General features: G+C 73.2%; 14 protein-coding genes. 5 read left to right on the top strand and 9 right to left on the bottom strand.

Translation table 11 applies throughout. From position 1 onward, the window contains the following. The first annotated feature begins 96 nt into the window (after positions 1–96). Positions 97–2,622, top strand: a complete 2,526-nt coding sequence (locus BCD49_RS11290; protein ID WP_007518429.1) for an AAA family ATPase — start codon at positions 97–99, stop codon at positions 2,620–2,622. Between the two features lie 33 nt (positions 2,623–2,655). Here the strand turns inward: BCD49_RS11290 and BCD49_RS11285 are convergent, their stop codons facing one another. Then, on the bottom strand, positions 2,656–4,245 hold the full coding sequence (locus BCD49_RS11285) for an MFS transporter (RefSeq protein WP_083401384.1): 1,590 nt from the start codon (positions 4,243–4,245) through the stop codon (positions 2,656–2,658). A gap of 324 nt (positions 4,246–4,569) precedes the next feature. Between BCD49_RS11285 and BCD49_RS11280 the strand changes: the two genes are divergently transcribed. After that, the gene (locus BCD49_RS11280; protein ID WP_007518432.1) at positions 4,570–5,199 is read left to right on the top strand and encodes a DUF222 domain-containing protein; all 630 of its coding nucleotides are present in this window, start codon (positions 4,570–4,572) and stop codon (positions 5,197–5,199) included. Between the two features lie 721 nt (positions 5,200–5,920). Here the strand turns inward: BCD49_RS11280 and BCD49_RS11275 are convergent. The 6 genes from BCD49_RS11275 to BCD49_RS11250 form a co-directional block, all read right to left on the bottom strand. Next, a complete protein-coding gene (locus BCD49_RS11275; protein WP_007520370.1) occupies positions 5,921–7,324 on the bottom strand; it encodes an acyl-CoA carboxylase subunit beta in 1,404 nt (467 codons plus the stop codon). A 352-nt stretch (positions 7,325–7,676) separates the two neighbouring features. Continuing rightward, positions 7,677–8,906, bottom strand: coding sequence for a beta-ketoacyl-ACP synthase II (gene fabF / locus BCD49_RS11270; RefSeq protein ID WP_007520368.1), 1,230 nt, complete (start codon positions 8,904–8,906; stop codon positions 7,677–7,679). Next, positions 8,903–9,151 (bottom strand): acyl carrier protein, encoded by a 249-nt coding sequence (locus tag BCD49_RS11265; RefSeq protein ID WP_007520367.1) that lies wholly within the window; start codon positions 9,149–9,151, stop codon positions 8,903–8,905. Before BCD49_RS11265 ends, fabF begins: the two co-directional genes overlap by 4 nt. Positions 9,152–9,295: 144 nt before the next feature. After that, on the bottom strand, positions 9,296–10,186 hold the full coding sequence (locus tag BCD49_RS11260; protein ID WP_442960482.1) for a beta-ketoacyl-ACP synthase III: 891 nt from the start codon (positions 10,184–10,186) through the stop codon (positions 9,296–9,298). Beyond that, complete coding sequence (locus tag BCD49_RS11255) at positions 10,072–11,253, bottom strand: acyltransferase domain-containing protein (protein ID WP_442960480.1); 1,182 nt, start codon at positions 11,251–11,253, stop codon at positions 10,072–10,074. The genes BCD49_RS11260 and BCD49_RS11255 overlap by 115 nt, the downstream gene beginning before the upstream one ends. 397 nt (positions 11,254–11,650) lie before the next feature. After that, a complete protein-coding gene (locus BCD49_RS11250) occupies positions 11,651–13,381 on the bottom strand; it encodes a helix-turn-helix domain-containing protein (RefSeq protein ID WP_241832304.1) in 1,731 nt (576 codons plus the stop codon). Between the two features lie 172 nt (positions 13,382–13,553). On the opposite strand from BCD49_RS11250, the gene BCD49_RS11245 reads away from it, so the two are divergent. Further along, positions 13,554–14,099, top strand: a complete 546-nt coding sequence (locus tag BCD49_RS11245; protein ID WP_007520442.1) for a lytic transglycosylase domain-containing protein — start codon at positions 13,554–13,556, stop codon at positions 14,097–14,099. Between the two features lie 127 nt (positions 14,100–14,226). Beyond that, entirely contained in the window at positions 14,227–14,739 is a 513-nt protein-coding gene (locus tag BCD49_RS11240) for a mycothiol transferase (RefSeq protein WP_007520441.1), read from the top strand. Between the two features lie 54 nt (positions 14,740–14,793). On the opposite strand, the gene BCD49_RS11235 is transcribed toward BCD49_RS11240, so the two are convergent. Beyond that, entirely contained in the window at positions 14,794–15,309 is a 516-nt protein-coding gene (locus BCD49_RS11235; RefSeq protein ID WP_007520439.1) for a DinB family protein, read from the bottom strand. A gap of 172 nt (positions 15,310–15,481) precedes the next feature. On the opposite strand from BCD49_RS11235, the gene bcp reads away from it, so the two are divergent. After that, positions 15,482–15,973, top strand: a complete 492-nt coding sequence (bcp, locus tag BCD49_RS11230; RefSeq protein WP_007520438.1) for a thioredoxin-dependent thiol peroxidase — start codon at positions 15,482–15,484, stop codon at positions 15,971–15,973. 49 nt (positions 15,974–16,022) lie between these two features. Here the strand turns inward: bcp and BCD49_RS11225 are convergent, their stop codons facing one another. Next, on the bottom strand, positions 16,023–16,793 hold the full coding sequence (locus tag BCD49_RS11225) for a dienelactone hydrolase family protein (RefSeq protein WP_035931273.1): 771 nt from the start codon (positions 16,791–16,793) through the stop codon (positions 16,023–16,025). Positions 16,794–16,930: the final 137 nt, after the last annotated feature.

The raw sequence follows: 16,930 nt of genomic DNA, 5'->3' as shown, positions 1-16,930 counted from the left end.
CAGGAACCCCGTCGCCGATCCGGCAGAGACCCGGGCCTCGCCGATCCGGCAGGAATCCCGTGGCCGATCTGACAGGAACCCCGGAGGGCGACAGCCATGGACCTATCCGACCTCCCGGGCGGCCTAGTGGGCACGGCCGCCGAGGGCACGGCCGAAGTGGCCGCGGCCGCGGCCACGGGCGGGCTGCCGGCCGCCGACCCGCCGCCGAGGCGCAAGCCGGCGGCGTTCTGGGACCGGATCAAGTTCCTTCTCCTTTTCGGCGCCCTGTTCCTGTTCGTCGTCGCCGCACAGGTCTCCGGCAACCCGCTGATGACCTGGGGCGACGCGGTCAGCATCGAGGCGCGGAACAGCTGGTGGCTGCTCGCGCTGATCGGTGTCGAGCTGGTCCGCCAGCTGCACATGTTCATCGGCGAGCGTTCGTCGCCGTACTACGTCTTCTGGACCGACCGGGTGTTCGGCCGGGCCGAGAAGCGGATGCTGCGGCTCGACGACTGGAACCGCTTCCGGGCGAGCCGGGCGGCGAAGTGGATAGTCGCGCTGCTGGTCGCGCTCTTCATCTACGCGCGCGTCGTGCACAGGTCGATGTTCGACGCCGTTGTCCAGGTGCCCAGCGACCTCTGGGCCGCCATCCCGCTGCTGCTCCAGGTGGTCCTGCTCCTGGTCATCGTGGTCGGTCAGTTCGTCGCGATCTTCTGGTTCATGTCCAAGGGCGGCGTCGAGGTCTACTACCCGGACGACGTCAAGACCCGGTTCGCCGACGTCTGGGGCCAGGATCACGTCGTCTCCCGGGTGAAGGAGAACGTCTTCTACCTGGAGCACCCGGAGGAGATCGAGGGCAAGGGTGGGTACGTCCCCGGCGGAATCCTGCTGTGGGGCCCGCCTGGCACGGGCAAGACACTGCTCGCCGAGGCCGTCGCCGGCGAGACCGGCAAGCCCTACGTGTTCATCGATCCGGGCGCGTTCCAGGCGATGTTCATGGGCGTCGGCATCCTGAAGGTCAAGTCGTTGTTCCGGCGGCTGCGCAAGCTCGCGCTGCGATACGGCGGTGTGATCGCCTTCTTCGACGAGGCGGACAGCCTCGGCAACCGTGGCCAGCTCGCCCAGGGCTTCAACCGCGGCTCCGAGCGCGCCGCGTCCTCGCACCGGGCAACGCGCCATGCCAGCCACCTGGGGGCGCACGGCTGGCGCGCGCCGTCCTACGCGGACGGACTCGCCGACCTGAACGGATGCAACGGCCTGCACTACCTGACCGACCAGGCCAGGTCCGAGGTGGTCGGGCACCGCGCCTCGGTGGCCGGTGGGCTGGGCTCCGGTGCCGGCGGGCCGGCGCAGGCCGGCGGGCGGACCGTCAACCGGGTCGTGGGCGGTATGGGCGGCATGGTCGGCGGCGACATGGGCACCCTGCAGGCGCTGCTCGCCGAGATGTCCGGCCTGAAGAAGCCGCGCGGCTTCCTCAACCGGGTCGTGCGGCGCGCGCTCGGGATGAAGCCCAAGCCGCCGCCCAAGTACCGCATCCTGATCATGATGGCCACCAACATGCCGAACTCGCTGGACGAGGCGTTGCTGCGGCCGGGCCGCATCGACCGGCAGTACGAGGTCGGCTACCCGAGCAAGGAAGGCCGGATCAGGACCTACCAGGGCTACCTCGCCAAGGTGAAGCACGAGCTCACCGAGGACCAGGTCGAGCGGCTGGCGACGATGAGCACCGAGGCGACCGGTGCCACGATCAAGGACACCGTCAACGAGGCGCTCACCCAGGCCATCAAGGACGGCCGCGAGGTGATCACCTGGGCGGACATCCTGCGCGCCCGAGTGATCAAGGAGCACGGCCTGGCCGACGACCACGAGCACATCGAGCGGGAGCGGCACAGCATCGCCCTGCACGAGGCGTGCCACGCGGTCGTCGCCTACCGGCTGCAGCGCGGCCGGGTCATCGACATGGCGACGATCGAGCGGCGCGGCGGGGTCGGCGGCTTCGTCGCGTCGGTCAACGTCGAGGACAGCATGTTCCAGTGGAAGTCCGAGGTCGAGGTCCAGGTGATGGTGTCGCTCGCCTCCCTGGTCGGCGAGCGGATGTTCTTCGACGGTGACAACACCGTCGGTGTGGGCGGCGACCTGCGCAGCGCGACCTACCTGGTCTCCCGGAGCATCTCGATGGCCGCCATGGGCGACACGATCTCCTCCTGGCTGACCTTGTCCAACGACCTCCCGATCAATCCGCTCGCGGTCGACGCCGACCGCCCGTTCGGCGAGCAGGTCGAGGCGAAGCTGCAGGCGCTCTACCGGCGCACCGAGCAGGTGCTGTCCGCCAACCGGCGCGAGGTGCTTGCCCTGACCCACGCCCTCGAGACGCACAAGACCATCACCGGCGAGGATGTCGAGGCGATCATGGAGGGCCGGACGGGGCCGACCGTCGACGGCCGGCGCTACCACGAGCCGGACTTCCTCGACATCGCCGAGGAGTACCACCACAGCGCGCTGCGCGCGCATCGCGGCGCGAACGGTGGCGAGCTGCGCAACCTGCCCGAGCTGGACCGGGTCGCCGCCACCGCGACCGCCGAGCAGGCGTCCTCCTCGTCCTCCTCGTCGTCCTCGTCCTCGGCGGTGGCCGAGACCGACTGAGACGGCCGGGGGCGTGGCGCCGAGCGGCGTCCCTCAGGTGGACGGGGACGGCACGGGGCGCCCCGCCGGCTGGCCGCCCGACGGCACGCCGGCGGGCGGCGCCTGCCGCGCGCCCCGGACCTGGGTCGCGGCGACGGTCACGCCGGTCGCGGTCCCCACCCCGGCGGACGGCTCCACGGCCGCCGGGGCCGGGCGCGCCTGGATCCGGCGCAGCGACGCCAGGCCGATCAGCGCCGCCGCCACGGCGGCGATGCCCGCGAGCACGAGGCCGGCGCGGGCGCCGAAGGCCTCGGAGACGGCGCCGGCGATCGGGCCGCCCAGCGGGGTGGTGCCGAGGAAGGCCATCGACCAGAGCGCCATCACCCGGCCGCGCATGCGCGGCTCGGCCGATAGCTGCACGGTCGCGTTGCCGGTGGCGATGAAGGTGACGCTGGCCGCGCCGGTGATGACGAGAGCCGCGACCAGGACGGTCAACGTCGGCGCCGCGGCGGACAGCAGCAGCAGGGCGCCGAAGACGCCCGCGACGGCGACGAGCGCCCGCGACCCGGTGAGCCGGCGGCGGGCCACGAGCAGGCCGCCGACCACCGCGCCGGCGCCCATGGCACCGGTCAGCAGGCTGTAGGTCGCCGCGGTGCCGTGGAACGTCTCGCGGGCGACCAGGGGCAGCGTCACCTGGAACTCGTAGGCGAGGGTGCCCGTGAGCACCATCATCGTCAGCGGGATCCGGATGCCGGCGGTACGGATCGCGTAGTGGAAGCCCTCGCGAATCTGGCCGGGGGCCCTGGGCACGGGCGGGTTCGGGCGCAGCGCGGCCCGGTCCAGCCGGCCGAGCGCGACCAGCACCGCGGCGAACGACAGCGCGTTGAGGACGAAACACATCCCGTTGCCGAGCAGCGTGATCGTCGCACCGGCGATCGCGGGGCCGACGACCCGAGCGGCGTTCATCGTCACCGAGTTGAGGGTGACCGCGTTCGACAGCGTCTCCGGGCCCACCAGCTCCTGCACGAAGCTCTGCCTGGCGGGGTTGTCGACGGCCTGCGTGAGGCCGAGGCAGCCGGCGAAGGCGACCACCATCCACAGCGTGACCACGTCGGTGAGCACGAGYACCCCGAGGCCCGCGGCGAGCAGGGCCTGGAGGCTGGCCGTGYAGATCAGCAGCCGGCGGGTGTCGGTCCGGTCGGCGACAAGGCCGCCGTAGGCGCCGAAGACGAGCACCGGGAGGAACTGCGCCGCGGTGACGACGCCGAGCAGCGTGCCGCTCGCCCCGAGCGAGAGCACCAGCCAGCCGAGTGCGATCGTCTGCATCCAGGTGCCGCACATCGAGATGACCTGGCCGGTCATGAAGCGCCGGTAGTTCGGCACCCGCAGCGCGGCGAACGTCCCACCGGACGGCGCAGCGGGCCGCCCGCCGCCAGGCGCACCCGTCGCCGATGCCTCGGTCGCGGGTGCCTCGAGGGAACGCGGGGCAGGCGCTCGCCGAGCGTCGCCGGCGGACCTGCCCACGGCCGGGCGGTCGGGCGGGCCGGCGCTCCGCTCCGGCGATCCGCCGCCCACCTCGGGCGATCCGCCGCTCATCTCCGGCGTGGTCGTCGCCACCTCGCGTTCCAGTCCCCGCGACAGCATCAGAACACCTCCTCCGGCCAGAACGCGGCTCGCCAACTAGTTATTTCGCAACAGGTAACTAATTTGCCCCGGCCGGGCTCGTTCCGCGCGGGGGATGGCGAATGCCAGTTCGATCACATATCATGCGAACATACGTTCGAATTTCGACCGTGCTTCCATCCAGCCGAACCCGCTTCGCACGGCCGGCCGCCGGCGCCATCGCGCGTCGGCGGCGGGCTAGCCGTGCCCGCGCGGCGGCGATGTCGGATGGCGGCACCGGGCCGAGACAGGCGCGACCGCGTCGGCCGCGGGCTTCCGTGGGCCGCCAGTCGACCGAGGGGGTGCATGGTGACCGGAGTCCCCGACGACCACGCAGGGGCATCAGAGCCCGAGGTCCCGGATCTGGCCGGCGTCCCCGCCGCCGGCCCGCCGCGACCCGAGGCCGGCGGGCCGGTGCGACCCGAGGCCGGCGGGCCGGTGCCCCGAGGGTCGGCCGAAGGCGGCACCGGAGCAGGCGCTCCTGGGCCGGCGGGTGACCGGCCGCCCGTCGACCCGGCGAGGATGTCGGACGTCGACCTCGCGACGGCGGTGATCGAGGGCCGGGCGACCGTCGACGCGACGACCGCGCGGTGGGTGCTGCTGGTCGGCGAGTTCGACCGGCGCTCGCTGTGGCTCGCCGACGGCGCGGTCTCGGCGGCGGCCTGGCTGCGCAGGGAGTGCCGGATCAACGCGCCGACGTCGACACACCTGCTGACCGTCGCCCGGGCGCTTCGCGACCTGCCCGCGACGAGGGAGGCCTTCAGCACCGGCACGATCAGTTTCGAACATGCCCGGGCGATCGCGCCGTCGGTCGGCGCCGGGCGAGTCGAGCTCGCCCGCCGCGCGGACCCGATCTTCGCCCGCGCCGCCGCCTGGATGACCCCCCGCCAGGTAGCCCGCGTAGTGAGCACCTGGACCGATATAGCCGACGCCTAATTGCTGGTTCGCTCCGTGCGGGCGGCGCGCTGCGGCCCCTTACTCACGACCTGCGGAATCGGCTTCGCCGATTCCGCAGGGACCCCGTCGCTCCCACGGGACCTCCGCGCGCCGTCCTCCTCCGCTCACGTGCCCTTCGGCGACCTCGCGGCGACCCGGCCCACGTCGCTTCGCTTGTAGGCCGGGCCTCCGCGAGGCGCGCCTCCGCGCCAGCTCGGATGCCTGCCGCTGGAACGTCACCAATCCGAAACCGCAACGCTCGTGCGGGCTGTCGCTTCGCTCGTGGGGGTGTCCGCGCGGTTCTGACGCGAATCTTGGGATGCCTCGCCCTCGCCGCCGCCAGCGCCATCGGGCCCTGCGGCGCGCCCCGGCGTGGTGATCGTCGTTTGCGCCCTGCGGTGGTCGCCAGCGGCGCTAAAGCACAACCACCGCAGGGCGCAGACGACGATCAAGTCGCGGCCGGCAGGCCCCATTGCAAGGTCAGCGCCAGATCCGTTCGCGCCCGATGGGTTAGGAAGCGTTAAGTCACAGAATGATTACGGCCCGGGGCCACCAAGATGGCGGCCCCGGGCCGAAGGTGCGACGCCGAACTCAAGATGATCTAAAAACGGTCAAGCGTGACGTAACCGTGCGGCGCGGAGGTGCGCCTCCGCGGAGGCCCGGCCCACGAGCGAAGCGACGTGGGTTGGGCCTCCGCGGAGGTCGCCGGAGCGAACCAATGTCACAGCGGGATGTTGCCGTGAACGTTCTTGTCGGGACGGCCGGCGGCGAGTGCGTCGGCGATCGCCGCCGCGATCGCGCCGCGGGTGTCGATCGGCGAGACGACCGCGTCGATCACGCCGAGCTCGACCGCCTTCTCGACGCCGCCGACGGCGACGGCGTGCTCCTCGGCCAACTCCTTGATGACCTCTGGCTGGCGCTGCGTCGGCACGGCGGCGATCGTGCGGCGGTGGATGATCTTCACGGCCGCTTCGTGGCCCATCACGGCGATCTCGGCCGTCGGCCAGGCGTAGACCGCCGTGGCGCCCAGGCAGGAGGCGTTCATCGCGATGTACGCGCCGCCGTAGGCCTTGCGGGTCACCACGGTCACCCTGGGCACGGTGCACTCGGCGAAGGCGTAGAGCAGCTTGGCGCCGCGGCGCACCACGCCCTCCCACTCCTGGCCGACGCCGGGCAGGTAGCCGGGGACGTCGACGAGGACGATCAGCGGCACCCCGAACGAGTCGCACATCCGCACGAATCGGGAGGCCTTCTCCGCCGACAGCGAGTCCAGGCAGCCGCCGCGGCGCAGCGGGTTGTTCGCGACCACGCCGACCGTGCGGCCGCCGATCCGGCCGAGCGCCGTGACGATGTTGCGGGCCCACTTGGGGTGCAGTTCGATGAAGCCGTCGTCGAGCACGCCGCCGACGAGGGGCCGGACGTCGTAGGCGCGGCGCGGCGACTCCGGCAGGAACGCGCTGAGCTCGCGGGGCTCGACCTGCCCGATGTCACGCTGGTCGGCGAGCAGCGACACGAGGTGACGGGTCGTCTCCACCGCCTGGTCGTCGGACTCGCAGCTCAGGTGGACGACGCCGCTCTTCTTGGAGTGCGTGTCCGGGCCGCCGAGGCTGTCGGCGGTGCAGTCCTCGCCGGTCACCGAGCGCACCACGTCCGGGCCGGTGACGAAGACCTTGGCGTCCGGGCCCATGATCACCAGGTCGGTCAGCGCCGGGCCGTAGGCGGCGCCGCCGGCAGCCGCGCCGAGCACCAGGGAGATCTGGGGGATGCGGCCGGACGCGCGCACGATCGCGGCGAAGACCCGGCCGACTCCGTCGAGCGAGGCGACGCCCTCCTGCAGCCGGGCGCCGCCGGAGTGCCAGATGCCGACCACCGGCACGCTCATCCGGGCGGCCGACTCGATGGCGTGCACGATGCGCGCGCAACCGTCGCGCCCCATCGCCCCACCTTGTACCGTCACGTCGGTCGCGAAGGCGACCACCTCGTTGCCGTCGACGAGTCCCTGCCCTGCGACGACACCCGACGTGTCGGGCGCGGCGAACAGAGTGACCGTGTCGTCGTCGAAGAAGTGGTTCAGCCGGGCGACGGGGGTACGGGGGTCGACGAGTTCCATCGTGGACAGACTCACCGGGAATCTCCTTGCCTGGGCGGCGAACAGCCTGCTCCTGCGACCAACCGCTAGCGCGGCCGGCCGGCTTGCACATCCGTCTGGTACGCGGGGCAGGGCGTACTGACGTCGCGCGCCTCGCGGCGCGCCGGGCGGCAGCGTGCGGGCAGCGCGGGATCACCGTCCTGGCCCGCCGAGGCATCGGCGCCATCGGCGCCGCCACGGCCACGGGGTAGCCGTCGGGTACCCGATCCGGATCCGGGCACCCGACGGCGGTCCGCCGTGTCCTGCCGGGAGCCGGCTTCTGGTCGCCGTCTCCCGTTGTCGCTGACCGCTGGTGCCGGGGCAGGCGTTCGCCCGCCCCGTCCCAACGTCATTCAGGCGTGAACGCTAGGCATACGTCGTGTCCGCCGAACCCGAACGAGTTCGACAGAGCCGCGCCTGACTTGATGTTTCGGTTGTCGATCCGCACCACGTCCAGCTCGATCTCGTCGTCGAGAGCGTCGAGGTTGCGGGTCGCCGGAACGATGCGATCGCGCATCGCCAGCACGGTGGCCACGGACTCGACGGCGCCGGCCGCGCCGAGCAGGTGCCCGGTCATCGACTTGGTCGCCGTCACCACGGCCGARCTCGCCGCCGAACCAAGCGCCAGGTACAGCGCCTTCGCCTCGGCGAGGTCACCGACGGGGGTCGACGTCGCGTGCGCGTTGACGTGCGCCACGTCGGCCGGGGTCAGGTCGCCGGTCTCCAGTGCCTCCTGGACCGCCCGCGCCGCGCCCGCCCCGTTCGGCTCGGGCGCGGCCACATGGTATGCGTCGGAGCTGATCCCGGCGCCGGCGAGGTAGCCGTGGATCCGGGCGCCACGGGCCTTCGCGTACTCCTCGGCCTCCAGCACCAGTATGCCGGCGCCTTCGCCGAGCACGAACCCGTCCCGAGCCTTGTCGAACGGCCGCGAGGCCAGCGTCGGGTCGTCCTGGCGCTTCGACAGCGCCTGCATCTGCGCGAACCCGGCGATCGGCAGCGGCGCGATCGCCGCCTCCGTCCCGCCGGCGATGACGACATCCGCGCGGCCGAACTTGATCAGTTCGTACGCGAGCGCGATGGCCTCCGTGCCGGACGCGCAGGCGCTGACCGGGGCACGCACGCCGCCCTTCGCGCCGAACGCCAGCCCCACGGTGGCGGCCGGGCCGTTCGGCATCAGCATCGGGACGACGTGCGGGGTCACCTTACGAGCGCCCTGCTCGCGCAGCACGTCGTGCTGGGAGAGCAGGGTCAGCACGCCGCCGATGCCGGAGCCGACACAGACCATCAACCGCAGCGGGTCGACCTCCGGTGTTCCGGCGTCGGCCCACGCCTCACGCGAGGCGACCAGAGCCATCTGCTGGGTCCGGTCGAGCTTGCGGGCCTCGACCCGGCCGAGCGGGGGCTCGACCGCGAGCGGGGCGGCGATGTGGACCGGCACCGTTTCGATCCAGTCCTCCGTGAGACGGCGCACACCGGACCGGCCGGCGAGCAGCCCCTCCCACGTGGACGCCACATCGCCCCCGAGCGGAGTGGTCGCCCCGAGGCCGGTGACGACGACCCGCCTAGGGGATCGGATCACGCCGCGACACCCGCCCGCTGGATGTAGGAAACGGCGTCGCCGACGGTCTTGAGGGTCTTCACGTCGTCGTCCGGAATCTTGACGCCGAACTTCTCCTCGGCCGCGACGACGACTTCGACCATCGAGAGCGAGTCGACGTCCAGGTCGTCGATGAAGGTCTTCTCGGGGGTGACGTCGGCCGGGTCCACGCCGGCGACCTCCTCGAGGATCTCGGCGAGACCGGCGAGGACATCAGTCTGGGACATCAGGGACCTTTCTTGATCGGGCAGCTGTAGAGGTTCAGGTTGGTGACGGTCACCCGCAGATCGGGGCGGCGCGCGGGCGCTGGCCCGGCGACACCATCCGACGGGTGGCGAGCAGGGTATGGCTCGCTCCGGTCGGCACCGCCGTCAGGGGCATCGGATGACCTGGCCACAGTAGGTCAAGCCTGCACCGAAACCGAACAGGAGGACCGGGTCGCCGCGCCGTAGCTCACCGGCGTCGACCAGCCGCGACAGCCCCAGCGGGATGCTCGCGGCCGAGGTGTTGCCCGAGTCGACGACGTCACGGCCGACGACCGCGTCCTTCGCGCCCAGGCCACTCACCAGCGCCTCGATGATGCGCAGGTTGGCCTGGTGCGGCACGATCCCGGCGAGCTCCTCCGGGGCGACGCCGGCGCGCTCACAGATCTTGCGCAGCGTCGGGACCAGGGTCAGGGCCCAGCGGAAGACCGCCTGCCCCTCCATCCGGAACAGGTTGTCGCCGTAGCCCGGAACCCTGATCACGTCCGGGCGTGAGCCGTCGTGGCCCCAGACCACCGGGCCGATCTCGTCGTGCTCGGCGGGCCCGACGACCGCCGCGCCGGCGCCGTCGGCCAGCAGGATGCACGTCGTGCGGTCGTCCCAGTCGGTGTAGTCGGACAGCCGCTCGGTGGCGACCACGAGCACGTGCCGGGCGGTTCCCGCGCGGACGGTGTCCGCCGCCTGGGCGAGCGCGTAGCAGAAGCCGGCGCAGCCCGCGTTGATGTCGAACGCGCCGGCCGAGCCCAGCCCGACGCGGTGCGCGATCTGTGGGGCGGCGCCGGGGATCTGTGACGGGCTCGTGCAGGTCGCGGTGATGACGAGGTCGATGTCGGCCGCGGCGACGCCGGCGGCGGCCAGCGCCTTCTCCGCGGCCGCGGCGCCCATCATGACCGTGGTCTCGTCGGCGTCGGCGATCCGGCGGGTGGCGATGCCCGTCCGGGTGCGGATCCACTCGTCGGACGTCTCGACACGCTGCGCGAGGTCGTCGTTGGTGACCAGACGGACCGGGCGGTACGTGCCCAGACCGAGGACACGAGCGGCGGCGGTMATCGGGCCTCCCCAACCCGGGCACCGGCCGAGACCGGCTCGCCGGCGGGCGCGGGAATCGTAACGGTCGTCGCTGGCGGTTGCTCGGTGCCCGCGAACTCGGCCAGCAGCTCGCGCGCGGCGGGCAGGTCGGCGGGGCTCTTCACTGCCAGGATCTTCACCCCTGGCAGTTCCCGGCGGGCGATGCCGGCCAGCGTGCCGGCCGGCGGCAGCTCGATGACGGCCCTGACGCCCAGTTCACGCAGCGTCGCCAGGCACAGGTCCCAGCGCACCGGCGCGGCCACCTGGCCGACGAGGCGGGCCACCATCTGGGCGCCGTCGGCCACCACCGCGCCGTCCGCGTTCGAGACCTGGCCGACGCGCGGCGTTCCGGGGCGGATGCCCGGGGCCACCTCGGCGAGCGCCTCGCGCCCCGAGTCCATGTAGTGGGTGTGGAACGCGCCCGCGACGGCGAGCGCGCGCACCCGGACGCCGGCCGGCGGCTCGGCGGCGAGCTTCGCCAGCGCGTCGAGGTCACCCGCGGCCACGATCTGGCCGGCGCCGTTGCGGTTCGCCGGGGTCAGGCCCAGGCCTTCCAGGTGCGCGGCCACCTCGTCCGGGTCACCGCCGAGCAGTGCCGACATGCCGGTCGGGGTGCGGGCCGAGGCCTGAGCCATGGCCCGGCCGCGCAGCGCCACCAGCGCCAGCGCGGCCTCAGGCGAGAGCGTGCCGGTGAGCGCGGCCGCGGTGATCTCGCCGACGCTGTGGCCGGCGACCAGCAGCGCGCCGGCGGGCGCACCGCCCGCGACGGGCAGGCCCAGCTGTTCGGCCGCGATCAGRCCGGCGGCCACGATCAGTGGCTGCGCGACCGCCGTGTCCTTGATGGTCTCCGCCGGAGCCTCGGTTCCGAGCTCGACCAGGTCGATGCCGGCGGCCGCGGCGAACCAACGCAGGCGCGCGGCGACGCCCGGTAGTTCGAGCCACGGTCGGAGCATTCCCGAGGCTTGGGCGCCTTGTCCTGGCGCGAGGATGGCGAGCACGTCACTACCTAACCCTTCGCGAGGGCCGGTTGTCGCTGGCGGCCACTCACCGATGTGCCGACGGCTCGTTGTAGACGTCCTACAAAACGTCTAGCCCGGACGGGTACGTTAGTCACGTGGCGGTACCTGGGTCGACAATCGTGTGACAGGGCCGTTAAGTCGGGCGATGTGACCGTTCTCGCAGCGGCGACGAGCCGTCGAACGCCCGCGCTCGCGCCATCACGCCTGTAGGTCGTCCACGACACGACGAGTGTTCACCGCGGGGTCTCCAGCGGCTTCGAGGCTGCTCCCGGCGGTGTTTCGCCGCTCCGTTCCGCGGGCCCCCGGATGCCCGCCGGGACGCCCGCCCGTCCGCGTCGGATTGGTGGCGTGGCCGCGTCCGCCGCCTGGCCTGGAGCTATCCCTCGAGACGGCCGAGGAGGAGCGCTATGTGCAGCGTGAAACGTTGGCGATGGTCGGCCGTGTCGAGGCCGCACACCTCCGAGGCCTTTCTCAGGCGATAACGCACCGTGTTGGGGTGGAGGTAGAGGGCCTTCGCGGTCGCCTCCAGCGAGGCACCGAAGTCGAGATAGGTGCCAGCGGTTCCCAGCAGCGGCGCGCCCGCGTCGCGCAGCGGCAGGTAGATCTCATCGATGAGCACCCGGCGGGCCTGCTCGTCGCCGGCGAGCGCCCGCTCGGGCAGCAGCGCCCGCGCGGTCACCGGCCGCGGCGCCGCCGGCCAGGCGGCGACCACGTCGGCCGCGGCGATCGCGGCCCGGGCGGACTCGGCGGCGCCGGCGAGGTCCGCTGCGACCGGGCCGACCACCACCGGACCTGGCCCGCAGGCCGGCATCAGGACCCGAGCCGCCTCCACCGCCGAGTCGACGCTGCTCGCGCCGGCGCCGCCGCCACGGGGGCGGCCGGGCCTGTTCGGGTCGCCGGTCGCCGCCGCGACGGCACGCGCGGCCGCCTCCCGCGGCACCGCGCCCTCCTCGGTCCGGGCCGCCGCGGCGCCGCTGGCCGCGGGCGCGCCGGCCTGGGCGGGAGGCATGTCCGCGGGTGCCCCGGCCGTCCCGCCGGGCACCGCGTCGCCACCGGTGTCGCTCAGCCGGAACCGGCCGCCGACGATCATCACGAGCCGCTGGTTGTGGACGCCGGTCAACACCTCCAGGCCCGCCGCGCGGGCGAGTCGGTGCACCTCGTCGACGACCGCCTCCGGCGACTGCGGCGGCGCGGCGCCGACGACGACGGTCACCGCGGGCGGGTTACGCCAGCCGACCGCCGCCGCCCGCGACGACAGCGCCCTGTCCTGGTCGCCACGCACGACGTGGTCGACGACGAGTGCCTCCAGCCGGGCGTCCCAGGCGCCGCGCTCCTCGGCGACCCGGGCGTAGACGACCGCCCCGGCGAACGCGATGTCACGGGAGTAGCGCAGCACGTCGGCCAGCACGCGCTGCTCATGCTCCGGCTCGACGATGTTCGGGACCTCGGCCTCGATCGTCTCGACGGCCACCCGGACCAGGTCGACGAGCCGGCGGAAGGTGACGGCCCGGACCAGCTCGCGCGGCGCCACCCGGAACACGTCGCTGGACAGGTCGCGGGCGTGCTCGGGACGCCGGCACCACTCGACGAACGAGGCGATGCCCGCCTGCACCACGAGCTGGATGTCGGCGCGGTGCCGGGCCGACATCCCCGGGTACCAGGGCAGCAGCTCGGCCATCCTGGCGACCGCCTTGTTCGCCAGCAGCCCGCTCGCCCGTTCGATGCGCCGGATGACCGCGTCGTTCGCGCCCGCGCCCGGGTCTGCCTCGGCGCGGCCGCCGCCGGACCGGTCCGCTGGCCCCGGCGCCGCCTGCGCCGGCACGCCGGGCCGCCCTGGCGGCGGGTCGGCCGGCGAACCGCCTCCTCTGGCCGCCGGAGCTCCCGCCGGATCGGCGACGCCCGGGGTTCCCGCCGGATCGGCGACGCCCGGGGTCCCCGCCGGATCGGCGAACGGGGTCCCTGCCGGATTGGCGAAGCCGATCTGGGAGGTTGTGATCGGGGAGGTCTGCTGGGAGGTCTGCTGGCGGGTCTCCTGGGCGGTCTGCCGAGGGGTCGGGCCGTGCGCGGACGCGGGTTCGGCCGGAGGCGGAGTCACGGCGACCAGCATGCCTCACGTGGGCTCGCGGTCCCTCGCGCGCGCGGCCACGGCGCCGCGCGGTCCTGCCGGCGTCTGCGGGCGCGCCCGCAGGACGCACCGCCGCGCATACCCCGAAACCGGGGAGCGACCGGCTGAGAGGGGATGCCGGACAAGGCGGCGGGCGCGCGGCGACAATGAGCCGATGCCCGCGCCCAGTCTGACCCGTGCCACGGTTCTCGTGGCGGGCCTCGTCGGCGCGCTCGCCGGCCTGCTCGGCGGGTGCTCGCAGCTGCTGCCGATGAAGACCGATGGCCTGATCCCGGCCGACCTGGTGCCGGTGTTCCGGGAGGCCGCGGCGACGTACGGCCTGCTCTCGGCCGCTCAGCTCGCGGCGCAGGCCCGGGTGGAGAGCCGGTTCGACTCGTCGGTGGTCTCCCGGGCCGGCGCGGTCGGCATGATGCAGTTCCTGCCGCGGACCTGGGCCGAGTTCGGCCTGGACGGCGACGGTGACGGCGTCGCCGACCCGCTCAACCCGCTCGACGCCATCCCGTCCGCCGCCCACTACGAACAGCATCTCTCGGAGCTCGTCCGCGACCTGCCGGGCGACGAGATCTCGCTGGTGCTCGCGGCGTACAACGCGGGCCCGACCGCCGTCCGAACCGCCGGCGGCGTCCCCGACTTCGCCGAGACCAAGTCCTACATCGCGAAGATCAATAGCTGGGCTGAGGCCTACGCATCCGAGATCTGACGGTCGGCGTCGTAGGCGGCGGTGGTGAGGGGGCCGCGCCTCGCGGCCGGTGGCGTCGAACGGTGGTCGTCGCGGCCGTGGCCTGGGACGCTACGGGAGAGGGTCCCAGACGGCGGAAGGGCTCGCGATGGCCAGCAGCGCTGATGTACTCGCGGACGGGTTCGGGCGGGTCAGAGAAGCCGTCCACGACGCGGTGGACGGGCTGTCCGCCGACCAGGCCAACCACCGGCTGGGTGGACAGGCGAACTCCATCGCCTGGTTGGTGTGGCACCTTGCCCGGGTGCAGGACGACCATGTCGCGGACGTCGCCGGCTCGGAGCAGGTCTGGACGTCGGCGGGCTGGTACGGCCGGTTTGGCCTGCCGCTCCCGCCGGAGTCCCATGGCTACGGGCACACCACGGCCCAGGTCGCGAGCGTCAGGGTCGGCGATCCGGCGCTGCTCACGGGCTACTACGACGCGGTCCACGACGCGACCCTGCGTTTCGTCGCCACCCTCGCCGACCCCGATCTGGACCGGGTCGTCGACACCAGGTGGGACCCGCCGGTGACGCTCGGCGTCCGCCTCGTCAGCGTCATCGCCGACGACCTCCAGCACGCCGGCCAGGCCGCCTTCGTCCGCGGTCTCCTCCACGCCGGCTGACGCCGCGCCCGCGGCCACCTCGGCGCCCGCGGCCATCTCGGCGCCTGGTCGGGCTCAGTCTCCGGTGGCGCCGTCGATGCGCTCCCGCAGCAGGTCGGCGTGGCCGTTGTGACGGGCGTACTCCTCGATCATGTGGAGGTACACCCAGCGGAGGGTGAAGGTGGTGCCCCGGTGCAGGAACGTGTCGTCCAGCGAGCGGCCGGCCGCGGCCGCCCGCGCCCTCGTCACCTCCTCCTCGAAGGCGTCGAAGGCCTCCTGGGGGTCAGCGGTGTCGACGTCGTCGAACTCCGCGTCCTGGTTGTCGTCCGTGATCCAGTAGGACGTCAGGCCCTCGCCGGCGAACCGGATGCGAAACCAGCCGCGCTCCACCTCGGCCATGTGCCGGACGAGGCCCAGCAGCGACAGCGTCGACGGCGGCACGGCGCGCTCCCGCAGCTGGTCGACGGTCAGGCCGGCGCACTTGAGCAGCAACGTCTGGCGGTGGTAGTCGAGCCAGGCCTCGAGCTGCTCGCGCTCACCTCCGGAGATCGGCTCGTCCATCCGGGTGATGTTCGGCGCGGTCCACGTCATGCCAGCATCATCGCGGTCGCCTCCGACAGGTTCGGGCGCTTCGCGCACCAGCGTCCGGATGGCGGTGGCCGCCCGCGTGCCCGGGACGACGGCGGGCCGGGCACGCCGCCGGTGCCGGCAGGCCACAGGTGGCGGTTTGCCGGGTTCGGCGCGGCGGGGCTAGGTTGCGGCCATGACCGAGAACTCGGGCGGCGCCCGGCTCAGCGTCGGCGACGTGGCTCCCGACTTCACGCTCTCCGACGCCGACGGCAACCAGGTGTCGCTGGCGTCCTTCCGCGGCCGGCGGGTGATCATCTACTTCTACCCGGCCGCCAGCACTCCCGGCTGCACCAAGCAGGCCTGCGACTTCCGGGACAGCCTGGCCCAGCTGAACGACGCCGGCCTCGACGTGCTCGGGATCTCCCCGGACAAGCCGGCGAAGCTGGTCAGGTTCCGTGACAACGAGGGCCTGACGTTCCCGCTGCTGTCCGACCCGGATCGGGCCGTGCTCGGCGCCTACGGCGCGTATGGCGAGAAGACGCTGTACGGGAAGAAGACCGTCGGCGTGATCCGCTCGACGTTCGTCGTCGACGCCGACGGCAAGATCGAGAAGGCGCTGTACAACGTCAAGGCGACCGGCCACGTCGCCAAGCTGATCCGCGACCTCGGCCTCGCCGAGGTCTGAGGCGGGGGCGCACCGTGCGCCCCCGCACCGCGCCCCCGCCTCCCCGTCCTCAGGCGGCCGGGGCCTTGAGAGTCGTGTCGAACAGCTCCGCGGTGCGCTCCCAGTGACGTTCGGCCGCGGCCTCGTCGTACACGGGGAGGTCCTTCACCGCGAAGCCGTGCATCGCGCCGGTGTAGACCTCCAGCCGGTAGTCGACCTTCGCCGCGTCGAGCGCCGCCGAGAGGCGGGCCTGGTCCTCGGGGGTGCAGGAGCCGTCGTTGTCGGCGACGCCGAAGTAGAGCCGGGCACGCACCTCGGCGGCCCGCTTGTGCGGGCTCTCCGGGTCGTCCTCGACGGCGAGCCGGCCGCCGTGGAACGACGCGGTGGCGGCGACCCGGTCCGGGTGCGCGCCGGCCGCGGCGAACGCGAGCCGGCCGCCCATGCAGTAACCGGTGGTGCCGACCTTGTCGGCGCTGGCGGCCGGCACGTCGTCGAGCGCCGTCAGCAGCGCGCCGGTGTCGCCCATCACCGCGGTCGTGTTCGCCTTCTGCATGACGCCGAACAGGCGAGCCCGGACCTCCGGGTCGGAGAAGGCCGTCGCTCCGTCGAACGGGCCGGCGTCCGGGGTCCGGTAGAAGACGTTCGGCAGCACGACGGCGTAGCCGAGCGCGGCGAGCCGGTCGGCCATGTCCTGCGTCACCGGCCGCACGCCGAAGGCGTCCGGATACATGATCACGGTCGGCAGCGGCTCGCCATCCTCGGCCGGGTGGCCCGGCGGGAGGTGCAGGTAGACATCCATCACACCGTCATCGGTGCGCACGTCGAGCTTGGACACGGTCATGTGACTCCCTGGAGTCTTCTTGGCCGCCGCCACTGGCGCCCGGGACAGCATCCCGCAACCGCCCGGGACGCGTTCCAGACCCCTGACCTGGGGCGGGCGTGATCGTGCCGGCGGCGCCCAGGCCGCCGGCACGGCCC

It is taken from the genome of Pseudofrankia sp. EUN1h, from assembly GCF_001854645.1.
Taxonomy (GTDB): Bacteria; Actinomycetota; Actinomycetes; order Frankiales; family Frankiaceae; genus Pseudofrankia; species Pseudofrankia saprophytica.
The sequence above is the reverse complement of the archived record's forward strand: the minus strand, read 5'-3'. Positions and strand labels throughout refer to the sequence as shown.